Genomic DNA, 14,924 nt, shown 5'->3' on the forward strand with positions numbered 1-14,924 from the left:
AAAGACCAGAATTTCTTTTCATACAGCAAAAAATACACACAGGCAGAAATGAAGTACCCGTGTGCATTCATAATACTCTTAATAGTCCTGCAGTTCTTCCAAACTTACAAACATTGGAACCAGTGCCTGATTATACGCTTCAAGAAGATAGTTTTCTACATCTTCCTGCTGGTATAGCTCTACAACTCTAAGCAGTGTTTCATCGTCCTGGCGCTCCGCCTGTGCAGCGATAATGTTGATATAAGGATCTGCCGTTGCACCTTCAATGTAAATCGCATCCTCTAAAGGACTAAAACCTGCTTCTCTCGCAACACCATTATTGATTACTGCAGCATCAACATCTGGCAGCGCACGTGGTGCGTGGGCAGCCTGGATTTGCTCGAATTCAAGACCGAGGGGATTTTCTGTAATAAATTCAGGTCCGCCTACTCCTTCAAAGTCATCTGCCAATCCAATAAGGCCTGCTTCTTCCAGTAAAAGAAGTGCTCGTCCCTGGTTTGTTTCTTCCTGGTCAATTGTGATTGTAGCACCTTCCGGGATATCTTCCGGTGATTCATGTTTGTCGGAATACAGTCCCATTGGCGCAAGATATGTCGCTCCGAGAGGCACAAGATCAAGATTATGCTGCTCTTTAAAATGGTCAAAATAAGAAACAGTCTGGAAAGCATTGATATCAATTTCACCATCAGCCAGCGCCTGGTTTGGCCGTACATAGTCGGCAAACTCCACGATGTCGATTGTTATATCTTCTTCTGCCGCTTTTTCTTTCATGTATTCCCAAACCGGAACTCCGGAACCGTTAACTCCTACCGTTACTGTGTCATCGTCACTGCCGCATGCAGCTAAGATTGTTCCTGCTGTTATTAAGCTTGTTAGTGTTAAAAATAGTTTTTTCATCTGATTTGTCTCTCCTTTAGTGTATATGTAAATTGTTTAACTCCTGCTGATTTTACCGCCGCCGGATTGCCTGGGAAAAACGGTTCCCTGCCATCTGCAGCCCTTGTACAAGCAAGACAAGAATGATTACTGTAACAATCATGACATCCGTATGGAACCTCTGGTAACCGTAAGCTATCGCCAGATCTCCAAGGCCGCCTCCGCCAATCGCTCCAGCCATGGCAGAAGCACCGATAATACCAATCGTTGCGATTGTTAAGTTTAAAATGAGTGAGCTGAGAGCCTCAGGCACCATAAAACGGAAAATAATCTGCCACGGTGTCGCCCCCATCGACTCTGCCGCCTCAATAATTCCAGGGGATACTTCAAGAAGGCTGCTTTCCACAAGACGGGCAATAAATGGAGCCGCGAATACTACGAGAGGTACAACAGCAGCTGCTGTCCCAATAGAAGTTCCGACTACAAATCTCGTAAAAGGTATAATAGCTACCATCAAAATAATAAACGGGATAGATCGGAAGATATTAACAATGGTATTAGTAATTGTAAAAGTTATATTGTTTTGAAAAAGTCCGCCCTTTCTTGTAACAACGAGAGCGATCCCGATAGGAATTCCGAGCAATGCAGCAAAGAACAGGGAAAAACCTGTCATAAGCAATGTTTCAAGGGTAGCGTCCCATACGCGGACCCAAAATGTACTCCAATCAATCTCCATTCCGTTCTACCTCCTTTATGATTAAGTTCTCTCCAATTTCCGCTGTGGCTTTGCGGATGTTTTCCTCCGGGCCATAAAACTGAACTATCAGGTTTCCGAACGGCTTGTCCTGGAGCTCTGTAATATGTCCATGCAGCACATTCACATCAAGTTCATATTTCCTTGCGATACTGGACAACACAGGTTTACCAGCAAGTCCCCCTTCAAACAGAATCCGGTATAGAGTCGAATTCTTATCTTCCGGTGCAAGCATATTGAGAATAGACTGGGGAATATCATCCTGCATTACCGAGTTAACAAAGTTTCTCGTCGTCCTGGCCTGCGGTTTTGAAAAGACATCAAAAACAGAACCTGATTCAATGAGCTCTCCGTTTTCCATTACAGCAACTTTGTTGCAGATCTGCCTGATCACGTGCATTTCGTGAGTGATCATTAAGATCGTGATGTTGAGCTCTCTGTTAACTTTTTTCAAAAGCTTCAAAATTGAATCTGTAGTCTGCGGATCAAGGGCTGAAGTAGCTTCATCACAAAGCAGGATCTCAGGTGATGTCGCAAGTGCCCTTGCTATCCCAACACGCTGTTTTTGTCCCCCGGAAAGCTGATCCGGATACTGGTCTGCTTTATCTCCAAGTCCGACGAATTCCAGCAATTCAGTTACCTTTGTTTTTACTTCTTCTTTTGGCACCTTCGCCAGCTGCAGCGGGATAGCTACATTGGCGAACACTGTTTTCGTTTCAGCAAGATTAAAATGCTGGAAAATCATCCCGATATTTTTTCGTTTATCTCTCAATTTAGCAGGCGGGAACTCCGTAATGTCCTCTCCATTAATTAACACTTTTCCTGTAGTAGGGCGTTCAAGGAGGTTTACACAGCGGATGAGCGTACTTTTACCTGCGCCGCTGAACCCGATCACTCCGTATATATCTCCTTTTTCTACTTCAAGGGAGACTTCCTTAACAGCGGCAACCTTTTCTTCTCCTTCACCAAACACTTTCGACACCTTATCAAAAACAATCATGCTTTCCTGCTCCCTTCTTTCCCCGCAAATCGTACGGGACCGCTCCATTTCCATCAATTTAACGAATCTCGCTTAGTACGGGGCCAGACCCCCGACGATTTTGTGAACAAATAAAAACCCCTCTTCTTTTAAGTAAGAAGAGGGGCGACATAAACAGGATTTATTATGTATCCACACTCTTCTTATCTCTCAAACCTCTGTAAATACAGGAGTTTGCAGGAAGTGGCACAGTGTTCCGGGAATTCACATTCTCCCGGAACCCGCTGCCGAGACTTCACAGGGCCTTGTCCCTCCGTCTCTCTTAATAAGAAGATGTTTTTATTTTTTATTATTGAAATATAATTTAATTTTGTGTTTTTTAGATATTCGCAATATTACTCTTAATAAATAATTCTGTCAAACTATTTCTTAATAATTTTCTCTAGCCGCCATTTTTGTCACCGCTTACATTGCTGCCAGATAAAGAAAAAGATTTCTTTAAATAAAATTTATTATCCTGCACAAAAATTAGCCTATGTTCCTCCGGCTCTATCATGTACAATAAACCTAGTCCAAATCTATCGAATAATTTTTTACTGGGGGACGAATGCTAATGAGTATCAGAGCTATGACAAAGGCAAATCATCTTCTTCATCAGCATTACGGATATGATACATTCCGGCCGGGACAGGAAGAGATAATCACTAATATACTGCAAGGCAGACGGAGCATGGGAATTATGCCTACAGGGGGCGGAAAGTCCATCTGTTACCAGATTCCCTCGTTGATGCTCCCTGGCCTTACCCTTGTAATTTCTCCTTTGATTTCCCTCATGAAGGACCAGGTGGATGAACTGAATGAAGTTGGCATCCCTTCTACCTTTATAAACAGTACTTTATCCGCTGAAGAAGTTAACGAACGATTGCATTTAATGAAAGAGAGAAAATATAAACTTGTTTATATAGCTCCTGAGCGCCTGGACGCACCTTCATTTTTACAGCAGATAAAGCGGCTGGAAGTCTCCCTCGTCGCAGTAGATGAAGCCCATTGTTTATCTCAGTGGGGGCACGATTTTCGTCCAAGCTATCTGAAAACACCAGGGCTTATAAGTGAGTTATTCCCTGAGCCTGCTGTACTGGCACTTACAGCTACAGCAACACCGGAAGTTACTTTGGATATTTGCGATGCTCTGAATATTGAAGAAGACAATGTGGTCCAGACAGGATTTGCGAGGGAAAACCTTTCTTTCCATGTTTTAAAAGGACAGGACCGGGACGCGTATTTAAAAGATTATCTGAACAGGAATGCTTCCCATTCAGGTATTATTTATGCTGCTACAAGAAAAGAAGTGGAACGTCTTCACAGTTTTCTCGAGCAGAACGGTGTCCAGACCGGCAAGTATCATGGAGGTATGACAAGCAGTGAAAGAGACGAAATGCAGGAGAAATTCGTCTATGACCAACTGCAGGTTATGGTCGCCACGAATGCCTTTGGTATGGGGATTAACAAGTCTAATGTCAGATTTGTTATTCATTATCAGATTCCGCGAAACATCGAAAGTTACTACCAGGAGGCTGGCCGTGCCGGCAGAGATGGAGAAGAAAGCGAGTGCCTGCTTCTTTTTTCACCGCAGGATATCCGGATTCAGCAGTTCCTGATTGATCAGTCAAACTTAAGTGAACAACGGAAAGAAAATGAATATAAGAAACTACAGGCCATGACCAATTATTGCCACACAGAAAGCTGTCTCCAGACATACATTCTTGACTATTTCGGGGATGAAGCTTCCAACCCATGCGGAAAGTGCGGCCATTGTACAGATGAACGGGAAACTGAAGATGTTACGCGAGAGGCACAGATGGTTTTTTCCTGTATTAAACGAATGAGAGAGCGTTTCGGAAAAACAATGGTGGCACAAGTGTTAACCGGATCAGGGAATAAAAAGGTAAAAGAGCTCTCTCTGGACAAACTCCCTACATTTGGGTTAATGAAGGAACGAAGCCAGAAGGAGGTAAGCCAGTTCATCGATTATCTCACAGCTTCCCAGTTTATCTCCATGAGCGACAGCAGTTATCCTGTGCTTCAATTAACAGAAAGGGCACTATATGTATTAAAGGGCGACCTTACTGTTGAGCGGAAAAAAGAAAAGCAGCCTGTCGAAATCGCACCGAGCCATCCGCTGTTTGAACAGCTCAGATCTCTCCGTTCCCGCCTGGCTAAAGAAGCTGGCATTGCTCCATACATGGTTTTCTCAGATAAGACATTAAATGAGCTATGCTTAAAACTGCCTGATACTAAAGCAGAAATGCTTTCTGTAAAAGGAGTCGGAGAACAGAAGTTTGAAAATTACGGGGAAGAAATACTTTCCGAAATTTCCCGCTTTAAAAATGAGCACCCAGAACTGGCCAGGAATTCGGCGCAGTATACGCCACCTGTACAGCGGCCAGCGAAAAAAAGAAGCCCAGGGGAAAAAGCAAGTCATCTGGAAACGAGTGAGCTGTTTTTACAAGGGAACAATATGGAAGAAATCGCCGCCCACAGAGAGATCACTCTCTCCACTGTCCAGGGGCACTTGTTAAAAGCCATGGATGAGGGTGTTGAAATTAATCCCATGGAGCTGGCGGATGAAACAAAACTAAAAATGATTCAGGAAAAAATAGCCGAAATCGGTCTGGAAAACGGTTTAAAACCGTTAAAAGAAGCCCTTCCTGAAGAAATAAGCTATTTTGAAATTAAACTTGCAATGAAGTGCGGGGGCTAAGCTCCCCGCACAGAAATGTATTTTACGTATATAATGTTCAGCATACCATTCAGATAACCTGGGTTCACCTCAGTCAAAAAACAGTTTTGCCGTGGTTCAGGTCTTTTTTTATACCCTGGACTTATCACCTGGTTATAATTTTTCATTGACTCTTCCACGAACTGTTGTTAGGATAAATGTTAGGAAGTCTGTAGTGCAGGTTTTGCTGTTTATTGTGCTTCCATTGAAAATGCACAGAAAGGGAAAACCGCCACTTACAGATTTAAATTACCTTTAATATATTACATGCAGAAGCAATTAATATCTGCAATAAAACCTTAAAAAAAGCTGAAAGAAAGGGGCCAAAAATGAAGGATCTTCACACGTTTGGCTGGTACGCCGCTCGCGTATCAAAACATTTACCGAAAGAAGCTTTTAAACCAGTACCAACCCGCTTGTTCGGAGGACTCGCCTATTTAATAACAGTGGTTTCCGGGTTCCTTATGATAGGGTTACTTAACCTGCATCCACTCCTCAACCTTTTAATTTCAGGCGTAATCGGCCTTAGTTTTGCCGGGCTTGGTTTTTTAGGCCACGAAATTCTGCACGGGACAGTAGTAAGAAAACCATGGCTTCGCGATTTTCTTGGTGCAGTGGCATTCTGGCCGCTGAGCACCGGGCCGCAGCTCTGGAGAAAATGGCATAACCTTACTCACCATGTTCATACACAAAACGATGAAAAAGACCCGGATTCCTGGCCTACACTGGAAAAAATCTCAAAAATGAAGTTCTTAGTCTGGATTTACAAGCTTCCTTTACCTGTTCGTGCTTTTTCAGCCTTTGCATCACTCACGGTCCAGTTTACAATGCATTCCCTTAAGTGTTTTATAATGTATATTAAAGAATTCCAGCCAAAAAAGCGCCCGAAGGTATGGCTGCAGGCAATACTGCCGTGGGCCACATGGATTGGTTTAATGTTTGTTATGGGATTTGAAAAATGGCTGTTCGCCTTTCTCATTCCATTATTAATCGCAAACTTTGTGGTGATGGCCTATATCTCAACAAATCACAGGCTGAACCCGATCACACCGGTGAACGATCCGCTGGCAAACAGCCTGACTGTAACAGTGCCTAAGTGGGTAAATGTTCTCCACTTTAATTTTTCTTACCACACTGAACATCATCTGTTTCCAGCAATGAGTTCTAAGTATTATCCGCTTGTTAAAGAGCAGATAATTAAGATGTGGCCTGAGCGTTATCACGAGATGCCTATGCATAAGGCACTGGCAGCACTCTGGAAAACTCCGCGGGTATACTTCCAGCAAAATGAACTGGTGGACCCACAGGGCGGAACAATTTATGGCTCACTGGGCCACGGGCTGGATCCGGAAAATATTTCACCGAAACCGCAAAGCAGCAACAAAGAGGAAAACAAATCTGGATAATAAAATAGTAAAAGGGTTCGGTTATTGTCTGATAGACATAACCGAACCCTTTTTGTTACCTGTCGCGGGGCTGAAGATGGAAGACTGCCCTCCATAAATGATAGGCCAGCCTGTCAAACCAGTGAATTGTCTGCACCGTTCGAATGGCTGTATCAAGAAAAAAACGCTTATTAGCGGGGACTATGATAGATACGTTTTCATCAGATTACATAATATGGCTTGGCCTGGCTGAAATAATTAGGCGAGATCACCTCATTATTATATTCAGAATGAAAAATATGGGTTGCAGCAGGGGAAACTGGCGGGATAAGCCAGGTCCAGTCACCTGTTAGCTGTCTGCCATGCTTTCTTTCCAGTTTCTCGAACTTCCTGAACTGCTCAGCGGCTGTATGATGATCAACAATACTCACCCCTGCTTCCTGGTATGAATGCAGGACTGCTCTGTTTAATTCAACGAGAGCCCTGTCCTTCCAGAGAGAGGAATTTCTTTTTGGTTCAATCCCTATCGCTTCTGCTACAGCAGGAAGCATATTATACCGGTCTTCATCTGCCAAATTTCTCGCTCCTATTTCTGTACCCATATACCAGCCATTAAAAGGTGCGGCAGGGTACTTTATTCCTCCGATTTCCAAAAGCATATCGGAAATTGCAGGAAGAGCATACCAGCGAAGGCCAAGTGACTCTATTCCTTCATATTCCGGATGCCCGATCGGGACTTCCAGAATTTTCCCCCGGTTTAATTGCTTCCAGACCGGCTGCTCTCCCCTTAACTGAATTACCAGCGGCAAAATATCAAAAGGGGTTTTCTCTCCCTCCCACCCCAATCCTTCACAAATGCGTGTGAAATCAAGAGACATGGGATCCCCGGTAATCCCGCTGCCGGAACTATATCCTGCATATCTTATAAGCTGGTGATTCCAGATTCTCAACGGTGCAGCCACTTCTGTCGTATGGGGTGCAAAGACAGAGATAGTGGGTCTGATTTTCCCCTGATTTTCAGCAAAGTATATATGAGATTCCAGCGCAGAAAAAACTTCCTCTTCCTCGGACAGATGTCTGTAATCCCTTACTTCCAGACTGTTCCAGAATAACCTGCCAATACATTTGTTGCTGTTCCTCCAGGCCATTTTCGCACCATAGGCAAGCTCTTCGTACGTATGAATATAAAACCCTGTATCCTTTACTTGCTCCTTAACTTCTCTTAAACGACCATACAGTTTGTCTTCTATTCCCAGCTCACGATAAGCTGTTTTTAAAAAGACTTCTGCTTCTCTATAAATATATTCCATTACTTCCCCCTGTAACTACTGTAGGCTTTCTTCTAAAGATTGAGGCCAGCAGCATTTTGGTTAATTTTCATTTTACCACTTAAGATGTGTTCCTCAAAAAGCCTTGCCAATATAGTTGCTGAAATCGTAATCACAACTAAAAATTGGCCTCCTGCCAATTAGGCAGAAGGCCATATATAAGGGGGGGTAATACACATAATTAATAGCTTCACAGCTTAACTGCTGGCGATTTGATAAATTTCACCTGACTGGATGTTCAAACCGTAGGTGCCCCAGCGGTTTAACACATCAATCTCAGGATCTGACTTCTTTTGCTTATGCTTAATCTTAGCCCAGTTTTTTCTGGGCTGATCCCATTTCTTCCAAAGCTCAGGCTGATTCATTAATTCTTCTTCAAAAATGGTATAAAACATCTGCATAGTATCCTCAAGATTTTTATCATGAAGCCATAAAGGCTCGTATGCTGTCAGAACGGCTCTTCCCTGCTCATCCTGCTCCGCCAGTAAAAAACAGACTGGCTTATTCAGTTTTACTGCAAGGCGTAAAATTGAGCCTGGTGTTTTAATTCGGTTTCCAAGAAAATTTACCAGGACAGGATCAGAGCCTTCTTCATAACCTGCATCACCATCAAGATAGAAATAAAGGCTGTCATTCCCTGCCATCAGGCTGGACAATCTTTTGTCAGTACTGATGGTACCTGGAATACACTCATCTACATTATTATCCATGTAGATTTCATTCCAGTCCTTATCCTGTCTTTCTTCATTATGAGTCGCTCTATCAATCACTCTGTACAGGCTTTGGTCTCCTTCTTCTGCATTTGCTCTTATTTCCAGAGGGATAAACCGGTGGCTTCCGTACTGGAATGAAACGAACAGCCCACCGAGATCCAAGACCTTTTTAATATTTTCTTTCCCATTTACCTTCCTGAACCCGGAGAACATTTCCGGCTGTTTTGCATAAAACTTCTGCACCTGGCGGTAAATTCTGTATTTAACCCATACTTCAAGAAGTTCTGATTCAGTTAAGCTCGTTTTCCTGGCCAAGCCTGAGGACATATTGGACAATGTCAGTAAATGGTCGTCAAAAAGCCCGTCACAAAAATCTTTCTTAACCTGTTCCGTCATAATAGGATAAAGGTCTTGAATTAGTTCTTTTTCATCAATGACCATTGAATATCTCCTCCTTCTTAACTGTAAATGTTGTAAAGAATAGTACCTTGTTTCCTTCCTGAACAGTAATTTATGATAAGTATAATAAGTCGTGGCTTAATCAATTAACAGTTCTGTACAATAGTGATAAAATAAGGATAAATAATTTTTTGAAATAGTGTATTTACTTGTTAATTAAATTCTAGCATCTTTTCTCTTTTTGCGAATCTTTTGTACAGGTGCAAAACAAACAGGAGGATGAAGGGGCTATCACTGGCGGGAAGCTGTTGTTCTCTATTTTCATAAAACATAAAGTCGTCAACTGCTAATTTAGTACCTTTTTTCAAATCACTTTCGATATACTTCAAAACTATTTTTAAAAACACCAATTCATTTAGCTAAGGAGGGGAAAGTTTTGCATATCGGCAATAGATTGAAGAAAATACGCAGTTTAAAAGGGGTTCCACAGTCAAAAGTTTGCAAAGGTATCGTTTCACCCTCCCATTACAGTAATATAGAAAGTGGACGATATGAGGCATCTGAGGATATACTAGAGTCAATAGCAGAAAGGTTACACGTCCCCACCAAATACTTGGTAGGTATTCATGACGATTCTCCTACAACTTCTGAGTTACTCCTTGAGTATGAGAACCTGGTTGAACAAGATACGGAGCAAGCTGATGCGTTTTTCGAAAAGAGAAAAAAACAGCTTGAATACATACCATCAATCCACCAGGAAATGGAATACCTGCTGATCAGGTGTATGCATCATCTGAAAAAAGTAGAAATCCCTGAAGCCAAAGAGCGCCACGAAGAATTAACCTTTTATGTACAAGAGGAAAATCTGGGGGCTTTATCGAATAAGACTAATTACAAGTTTTATTATGTAACCGGCCTGTTAAATTTTTATCTTCGTAATTATATCAAAAGTTATAATTTTTTTTACAAGGCATCTAAGCACGCGAAAACCGAACAGGATGAAGCGAGAATTCATTTTAACCTGGCTTTAAATTATTATGAAATTAATGATATTCATAAAGCATTATTATATGCCCAGGACGCTAAAAAGATCTATATGGATCATCATCTCTGGAAGGAAACTATCGAGGCCTATATAGTACTTGGAGTCCTACATATTGAGATTGAAGACTTCAGTTCTGCAAAAGAGGTTCTTAAAAAAGCATTAAACTTAGCGACAGAGAAGGAACTCCAGGTTCATTCAGCTAAAATTTTGCATAACCTCGGTCTCATTTATTACAAAACAAAAGAGTATGAGACTAGTCTTAAATACTTAAAAGAAAGTTTAGAAAAGAAGGAAAAATATGATAACAGTGAGATTTTTGTAACACACTATGTTATCTCCAACATTTATTTGGAAACTCAAGACTTTCGGAAACTAATACTACAACTTTCTCAAGCTAACAAAATATGTAGAAACAATATTGATAATTACCAGCTAAAGACTATTGAAGCCAACATGGAGTACTTATTATTTAATGTTGATAAATATGAATCTTTAATAGAGGAATGTTTAGAATTCTTTAGTACAAACGAACTCTGGGATGACATAATTGAAAATGCTAAGCAATATAGCAATCATCTTTATGAAAATAGGAAATACAAAAAAGCTTTTCATTATCTGGATTTAGAGCTTAAAGCTACTAAAAAAATTTATAAGGAGAGATTATAATGAAAAAATTATTAGCAAAAGTATTGGTCATAGCCGCCCTAGGAGCATTTTTAGTTGGAGGCCCGCTTAGCGAATCTGCAGGAAAAATGGGAGATATGCCAAGACCTCATAGTACTTTTCAGCTTATGTAAGTAAAAAAGTGATGCATCCTGCATCACTTTTTCTTTTTATAAAATGTATAGGTAAGACCATGAAATATTACAATATATTCCTATTTATTTTTTTAAGTAGTATTGGTAATGTTAAAATAATGAAAAAAGAGTACAAAGACACCTCAAGTAGAAGTTCCTACAAAGCGCCATACATAAATTAACTTTACTTACAAACACCACATCAGGAGAATAGTACTTTTCCCGGGAGGAGAGATTTCCATTGCAAATTGGAGGCAGATTGAAACGTCTCAGAAAAATTAAAGGAATAGGACAATCTAAAATCTGTGAAGGTCTGGTTTCCCCTTCCCACTACAGCAACATAGAAAGCGGAAGGTATGAGGCTTCTCCTGAAGTTCTCAAAAGTATTGCTAAAAGACTGGAAGTTCCTAAAAATTACCTGATCGGTATAAATGAACACTCAAATGAAGTTTCTAAATTACTGAATGAATACACAGAATTAATAGACTCAAACCAACTCGAGAAGGCATCTTACTTTATAAACAAAAATGCTGAAACACTGATTTATATCTCCTCTCTTAAACAGGAGACCGACTATCTTTTATTACGGAGCCTACATGAGATAAAAAAATACAACATAGAAGAAGGCCGGCAGTTATATAATGAAGTCTCCCTTTATGTTACTAAAAAGAATTTAATACACTTTTCAAACAGAACTAAATTTAATTATTACTATATCAGCGGGCTTCTTTACTTTTATGAGCGAAAGTATAAGGAGAGCATTAATATGTACTCTCAAGCACTCCGAAGAGCAGATAATGCAAGAGATGAGGCGAAAATGCTTTATAATAGTGCTTTGGCTTATATAAGATTAAATGAAATGAGAAAGGCTTTATCTAATACAAAAAAGACAAAAAACATCTTTTCACAAGTTGGCTCAATAGAGGAACTAATTCATATCTACATTCTTCTCGGGGTTATTTATTTTGAGCTATCAGAATTCGATCCTGCTACCGAAGAATTAATGAGTGGCCTTAAACTTGCTGAAGAGTACAATTTTGAAGAAGAAAAAGCAAAAATTCTCCATAACCTCGGTCTTGTTTTTTACAAGACAGAAGATTATATGGAAGCATTGGAGTATTTTTTTAAGTCCCTTAATATTAAGACACGTATAAGCTCGCCAGATAAGTTTATTACATATTATTCGATACTTAATATATACTCCCTGAAGAAAGATACTGAAAACTTAAAAAAATACTTAAATCTGGCAAAAAATGAAGCAAAAACTGCCCATGAAAAAAATCGTTTAAAGACTATCGAAGCAGATATGGAGCTATTTAACGGAAATGAAGATAAATACGTGCAGTTAAAGGAAAAAAGTTTAAATTACTTCTATGAAAACGAACACTGGCTTGATATTGAAAACGAAGCGAAAAAATTAAGTAAGTACTTTTTCGATCTTCGTAAATACAAAAAAGCATATCAATATCTGGAGATGGAAAATCAGGCACTTGAGTATTTATACAAAGACAGGGCCTGAGTGGCCAGAACCCAAAACGGAGCCGGGGGCTCCGTTTTTTTTTGCTGTGGATTCCAGACTTACTAATCCACCACGATATATGCGATCATCGGTCCGTTATTCTCTTTGTCTTTATGGGTTGCACAAATAAGCCGGTATGTCCCCTCTTTCTTGAACTTCAGAGGGACAACGGTTTCTTCTCCTTGTTTCACGATCCCTTTTATGTTTGTTCCCTCTATATAAAAAGGGTGTTCTTTCCCGTTAACACCGTAAATCACCAGATTTACCCGCTCGCCTTCTTCCATATAAATTGTTCCCGGATCCCATCTGTAGGATTCGATTTCCTGCCCATTCACCTCAGCCTTAAACTCTCCCGTTACCATATGGATTGTCCGTACTTCTTCCTTACTTTCTCCTCCGCCAGGTCCGAAAACCGGCATTCCCTTATTCATCACTTCAAATGACAATAGCATTCCGGCAATAATAATTACAGATGTCAGTAAAAGTATGACCTGCTTTTTTTTGACTACGAAAAATTTCATTTAATCTCCCTCCCTCCTTCTGATTAATGTATATGCACGGGCAGGGGGAAAACTTGTCACTTTTATCGGACAACTTCTTTATTAAAGTATATATAGTTCTTTAGGATCAATAGTTTGTTATGGGGGATCTGTCGAATAATAATTGAGCTATAACACTGTTAAACTTTTATTTATCTGCAAAATTCCATATAAAAACTGTTTTTTATTTTAGAAAATTTTACTAGATTAATGGTATAATAGTAGTAATTATAAAAGATCTGTAAAGGGAGGTGGAGTCTTTGTACTGTCCTAATTGCAGAAATGCTCTGCAGGAAAAGACCCGTTATTGTCCTGGCTGTGGAAGTAAGAAAAAGAAAGGTACTGTCTGGCTCATTGTATTGTTTTTCTGCTTATTTTTATCCGGCGGTGCATTCAGCGCATTTTATTTTTTACCTTTTGGAGAGGAAACTGCATCACAGCAAACCGCCTCAGATCCGGAGCCGGTAAAGCAGGAAGCGCCTCCTGAGAAAGAAGCTGCTGAACCACCACGAAAGCCTGAAAAACAGGAGCTTAAAGAGGAACAGAAAAGAGAGCTCACTGATATTATTGCAGATGCACAGGAAACAGTTTACACAGTGTTTACCTCGTACAGCCAGGGATCAGGTTTTCTGTACAATGACCAGGGAGCTGTAGTAACCAATGCCCATGTAGTAGAGGGAGAAATCAATGTTTACGTCAAAACAGTAAACGGCACAGAGCTCCCAGGAAAAGTGGTTGGCTACTCCAATGAAACTGACATTGCAGTAATCCATGTTCCTGAGCTGGCTGGTAAAAAGCCGTTCCCAATTGAAAAAAGTGAACCATATCTTGCCGGTGAAGAAGTTATTGCATTAGGCAGCCCCCTTGGCTACGAAAATACAGCAACCATGGGATACATAACCGGAACAGACAGAAATTTTGTGATAAACACCTGGATTTTTAACGGGCTGTATCAAATCTCTGCCCCCATTTCTCCAGGAAGCAGCGGCGGTCCTCTGCTGTCTAAAAGCTCCGAAAAAATTATCGCAGTAAATTCGGCTAAGGATACACAAGATACATCAATAGGCTTTAGTATCCCTATTTATAATGTAGCTAATCTTATTGATTCCTGGATCGACTCCCCTATGAGTGAAGAGGAAATATACGAACAGTTTTACGGAGCAAGCGGCAGATATTTCTTCGAGGACCTCTGGTCATATGGAGACTGGTACTTTGAAGGAGGCTACTACTCCGAAGAAGACTATTATTACGATTACTGGGAATACGGCTACTATGACTTCTGGGAAGATTACGGCTATGATTACTGGGATTACTACTGGGACGAAAACTACTATTACGATGACTGGTATGACAGCTGGTTTGAAGATTACGAGGGATGGGATTCCGAGTGGCATGATAGTAATTATGGCTATGAAGAAGACTGGAATTATGATTATGATGAAGAATGGAACGAGGAATGGGAATACGAATACGATTACGACTATAATTCTAACGACGAGCCATACGAGGAAGAAAATTATTACTATGAGGAAGACTATAATTACGATGATGAGAACTGGCATTACAATTATGATGAGGACCTCTGGTATTACTTTGATGAGTATGAAGGCATCTGGTATTACTACGACGAAATAACAGATCAATTGTATGAGGTAACCACGTTTGAAAACATAGAAGATAATTTTGGCAACTAAGAAGGCGAATACAACAGGAATAGTAATGGAAACCAGATAGTTACATGGAAGATGCTTTTACAGTAGTGGGGCCGTATGAATCATTCATACGGCTTTTTTGTACCTGCGGTGATTCTT

At 40.5% G+C, this 14,924-nt stretch carries 12 protein-coding genes and 1 riboswitch; of the genes, 6 read left to right on the top strand and 6 right to left on the bottom strand.

The features are described 5' to 3' along the window. Window positions 1-78: 78 nt before the first annotated feature. The 3 genes from BK582_RS00475 to BK582_RS00485 are packed head-to-tail and all read right to left on the bottom strand — an operon-like array spanning window position 79 to window position 2,630. A complete protein-coding gene (locus tag BK582_RS00475) occupies window positions 79-897 on the bottom strand; it encodes a MetQ/NlpA family ABC transporter substrate-binding protein (RefSeq protein WP_078592492.1) in 819 nt (272 codons plus the stop codon). A 52-nt stretch (window positions 898-949) separates the two neighbouring features. Further along, on the bottom strand, window positions 950-1,612 hold the full coding sequence (locus tag BK582_RS00480) for a methionine ABC transporter permease (RefSeq protein ID WP_078592493.1): 663 nt from the start codon (window positions 1,610-1,612) through the stop codon (window positions 950-952). Then, window positions 1,602-2,630, bottom strand: a complete 1,029-nt coding sequence (locus BK582_RS00485) for a methionine ABC transporter ATP-binding protein (RefSeq protein ID WP_078597716.1) — start codon at window positions 2,628-2,630, stop codon at window positions 1,602-1,604. The genes BK582_RS00480 and BK582_RS00485 overlap by 11 nt, the downstream gene beginning before the upstream one ends. A gap of 179 nt (window positions 2,631-2,809) precedes the next feature. Further along, window positions 2,810-2,941, bottom strand: a riboswitch (SAM riboswitch). 281 nt (window positions 2,942-3,222) lie between these two features. Between BK582_RS00485 and recQ the strand changes: the two genes are divergently transcribed. Both recQ and desB read left to right on the top strand, forming a co-directional pair. Next, window positions 3,223-5,370, top strand: coding sequence for a DNA helicase RecQ (gene recQ, locus BK582_RS00490; RefSeq protein WP_244895302.1), 2,148 nt, complete (start codon window positions 3,223-3,225; stop codon window positions 5,368-5,370). Window positions 5,371-5,717: 347 nt separating this feature from the next. Next, window positions 5,718-6,794 (top strand): Delta(10) desaturase DesB, encoded by a 1,077-nt coding sequence (gene desB, locus BK582_RS00495; protein WP_078592494.1) that lies wholly within the window; start codon window positions 5,718-5,720, stop codon window positions 6,792-6,794. 200 nt (window positions 6,795-6,994) lie between these two features. Here desB and BK582_RS00500 read toward each other — a convergent pair whose 3' ends face one another. Together BK582_RS00500 and BK582_RS00505 are read right to left on the bottom strand one after the other, a co-directional pair. Next, window positions 6,995-8,083 (bottom strand): nitric oxide synthase oxygenase, encoded by a 1,089-nt coding sequence (locus tag BK582_RS00500; protein WP_078592495.1) that lies wholly within the window; start codon window positions 8,081-8,083, stop codon window positions 6,995-6,997. Window positions 8,084-8,298: 215 nt separating this feature from the next. Continuing rightward, window positions 8,299-9,255 carry a lysophospholipid acyltransferase family protein gene (locus tag BK582_RS00505; RefSeq protein WP_078592496.1) on the bottom strand — a complete coding sequence of 319 codons (957 nt, stop codon included), beginning with the start codon at window positions 9,253-9,255 and terminating at the stop codon, window positions 8,299-8,301. 394 nt (window positions 9,256-9,649) lie between these two features. On the opposite strand from BK582_RS00505, the gene BK582_RS00510 reads away from it, so the two are divergent. From BK582_RS00510 to BK582_RS00515, 3 genes are all read left to right on the top strand, one after another. After that, entirely contained in the window at window positions 9,650-10,924 is a 1,275-nt protein-coding gene (locus BK582_RS00510; protein ID WP_169910693.1) for a helix-turn-helix domain-containing protein, read from the top strand. Next, complete coding sequence (locus BK582_RS27970) at window positions 10,924-11,055, top strand: hypothetical protein (RefSeq protein WP_276328182.1); 132 nt, start codon at window positions 10,924-10,926, stop codon at window positions 11,053-11,055. The genes BK582_RS00510 and BK582_RS27970 overlap by 1 nt, the downstream gene beginning before the upstream one ends. A 241-nt stretch (window positions 11,056-11,296) precedes the next feature. Then, the gene (locus tag BK582_RS00515) at window positions 11,297-12,574 is read left to right on the top strand and encodes a helix-turn-helix transcriptional regulator (RefSeq protein ID WP_078592498.1); all 1,278 of its coding nucleotides are present in this window, start codon (window positions 11,297-11,299) and stop codon (window positions 12,572-12,574) included. A gap of 62 nt (window positions 12,575-12,636) precedes the next feature. Here BK582_RS00515 and BK582_RS00520 read toward each other — a convergent pair whose 3' ends face one another. Next, a complete protein-coding gene (locus tag BK582_RS00520; RefSeq protein WP_078592499.1) occupies window positions 12,637-13,095 on the bottom strand; it encodes a cupredoxin domain-containing protein in 459 nt (152 codons plus the stop codon). Window positions 13,096-13,373: 278 nt separating this feature from the next. On the opposite strand from BK582_RS00520, the gene BK582_RS00525 reads away from it, so the two are divergent. Then, the gene (locus BK582_RS00525; protein WP_078592500.1) at window positions 13,374-14,807 is read left to right on the top strand and encodes a trypsin-like peptidase domain-containing protein; all 1,434 of its coding nucleotides are present in this window, start codon (window positions 13,374-13,376) and stop codon (window positions 14,805-14,807) included. Window positions 14,808-14,924 lie beyond the last annotated feature (117 nt).

The sequence above is a fragment of the Evansella clarkii genome (assembly GCF_002019695.1).
Classification (GTDB): Bacteria; Bacillota; Bacilli; order Bacillales; family Salisediminibacteriaceae; genus Evansella; species Evansella clarkii.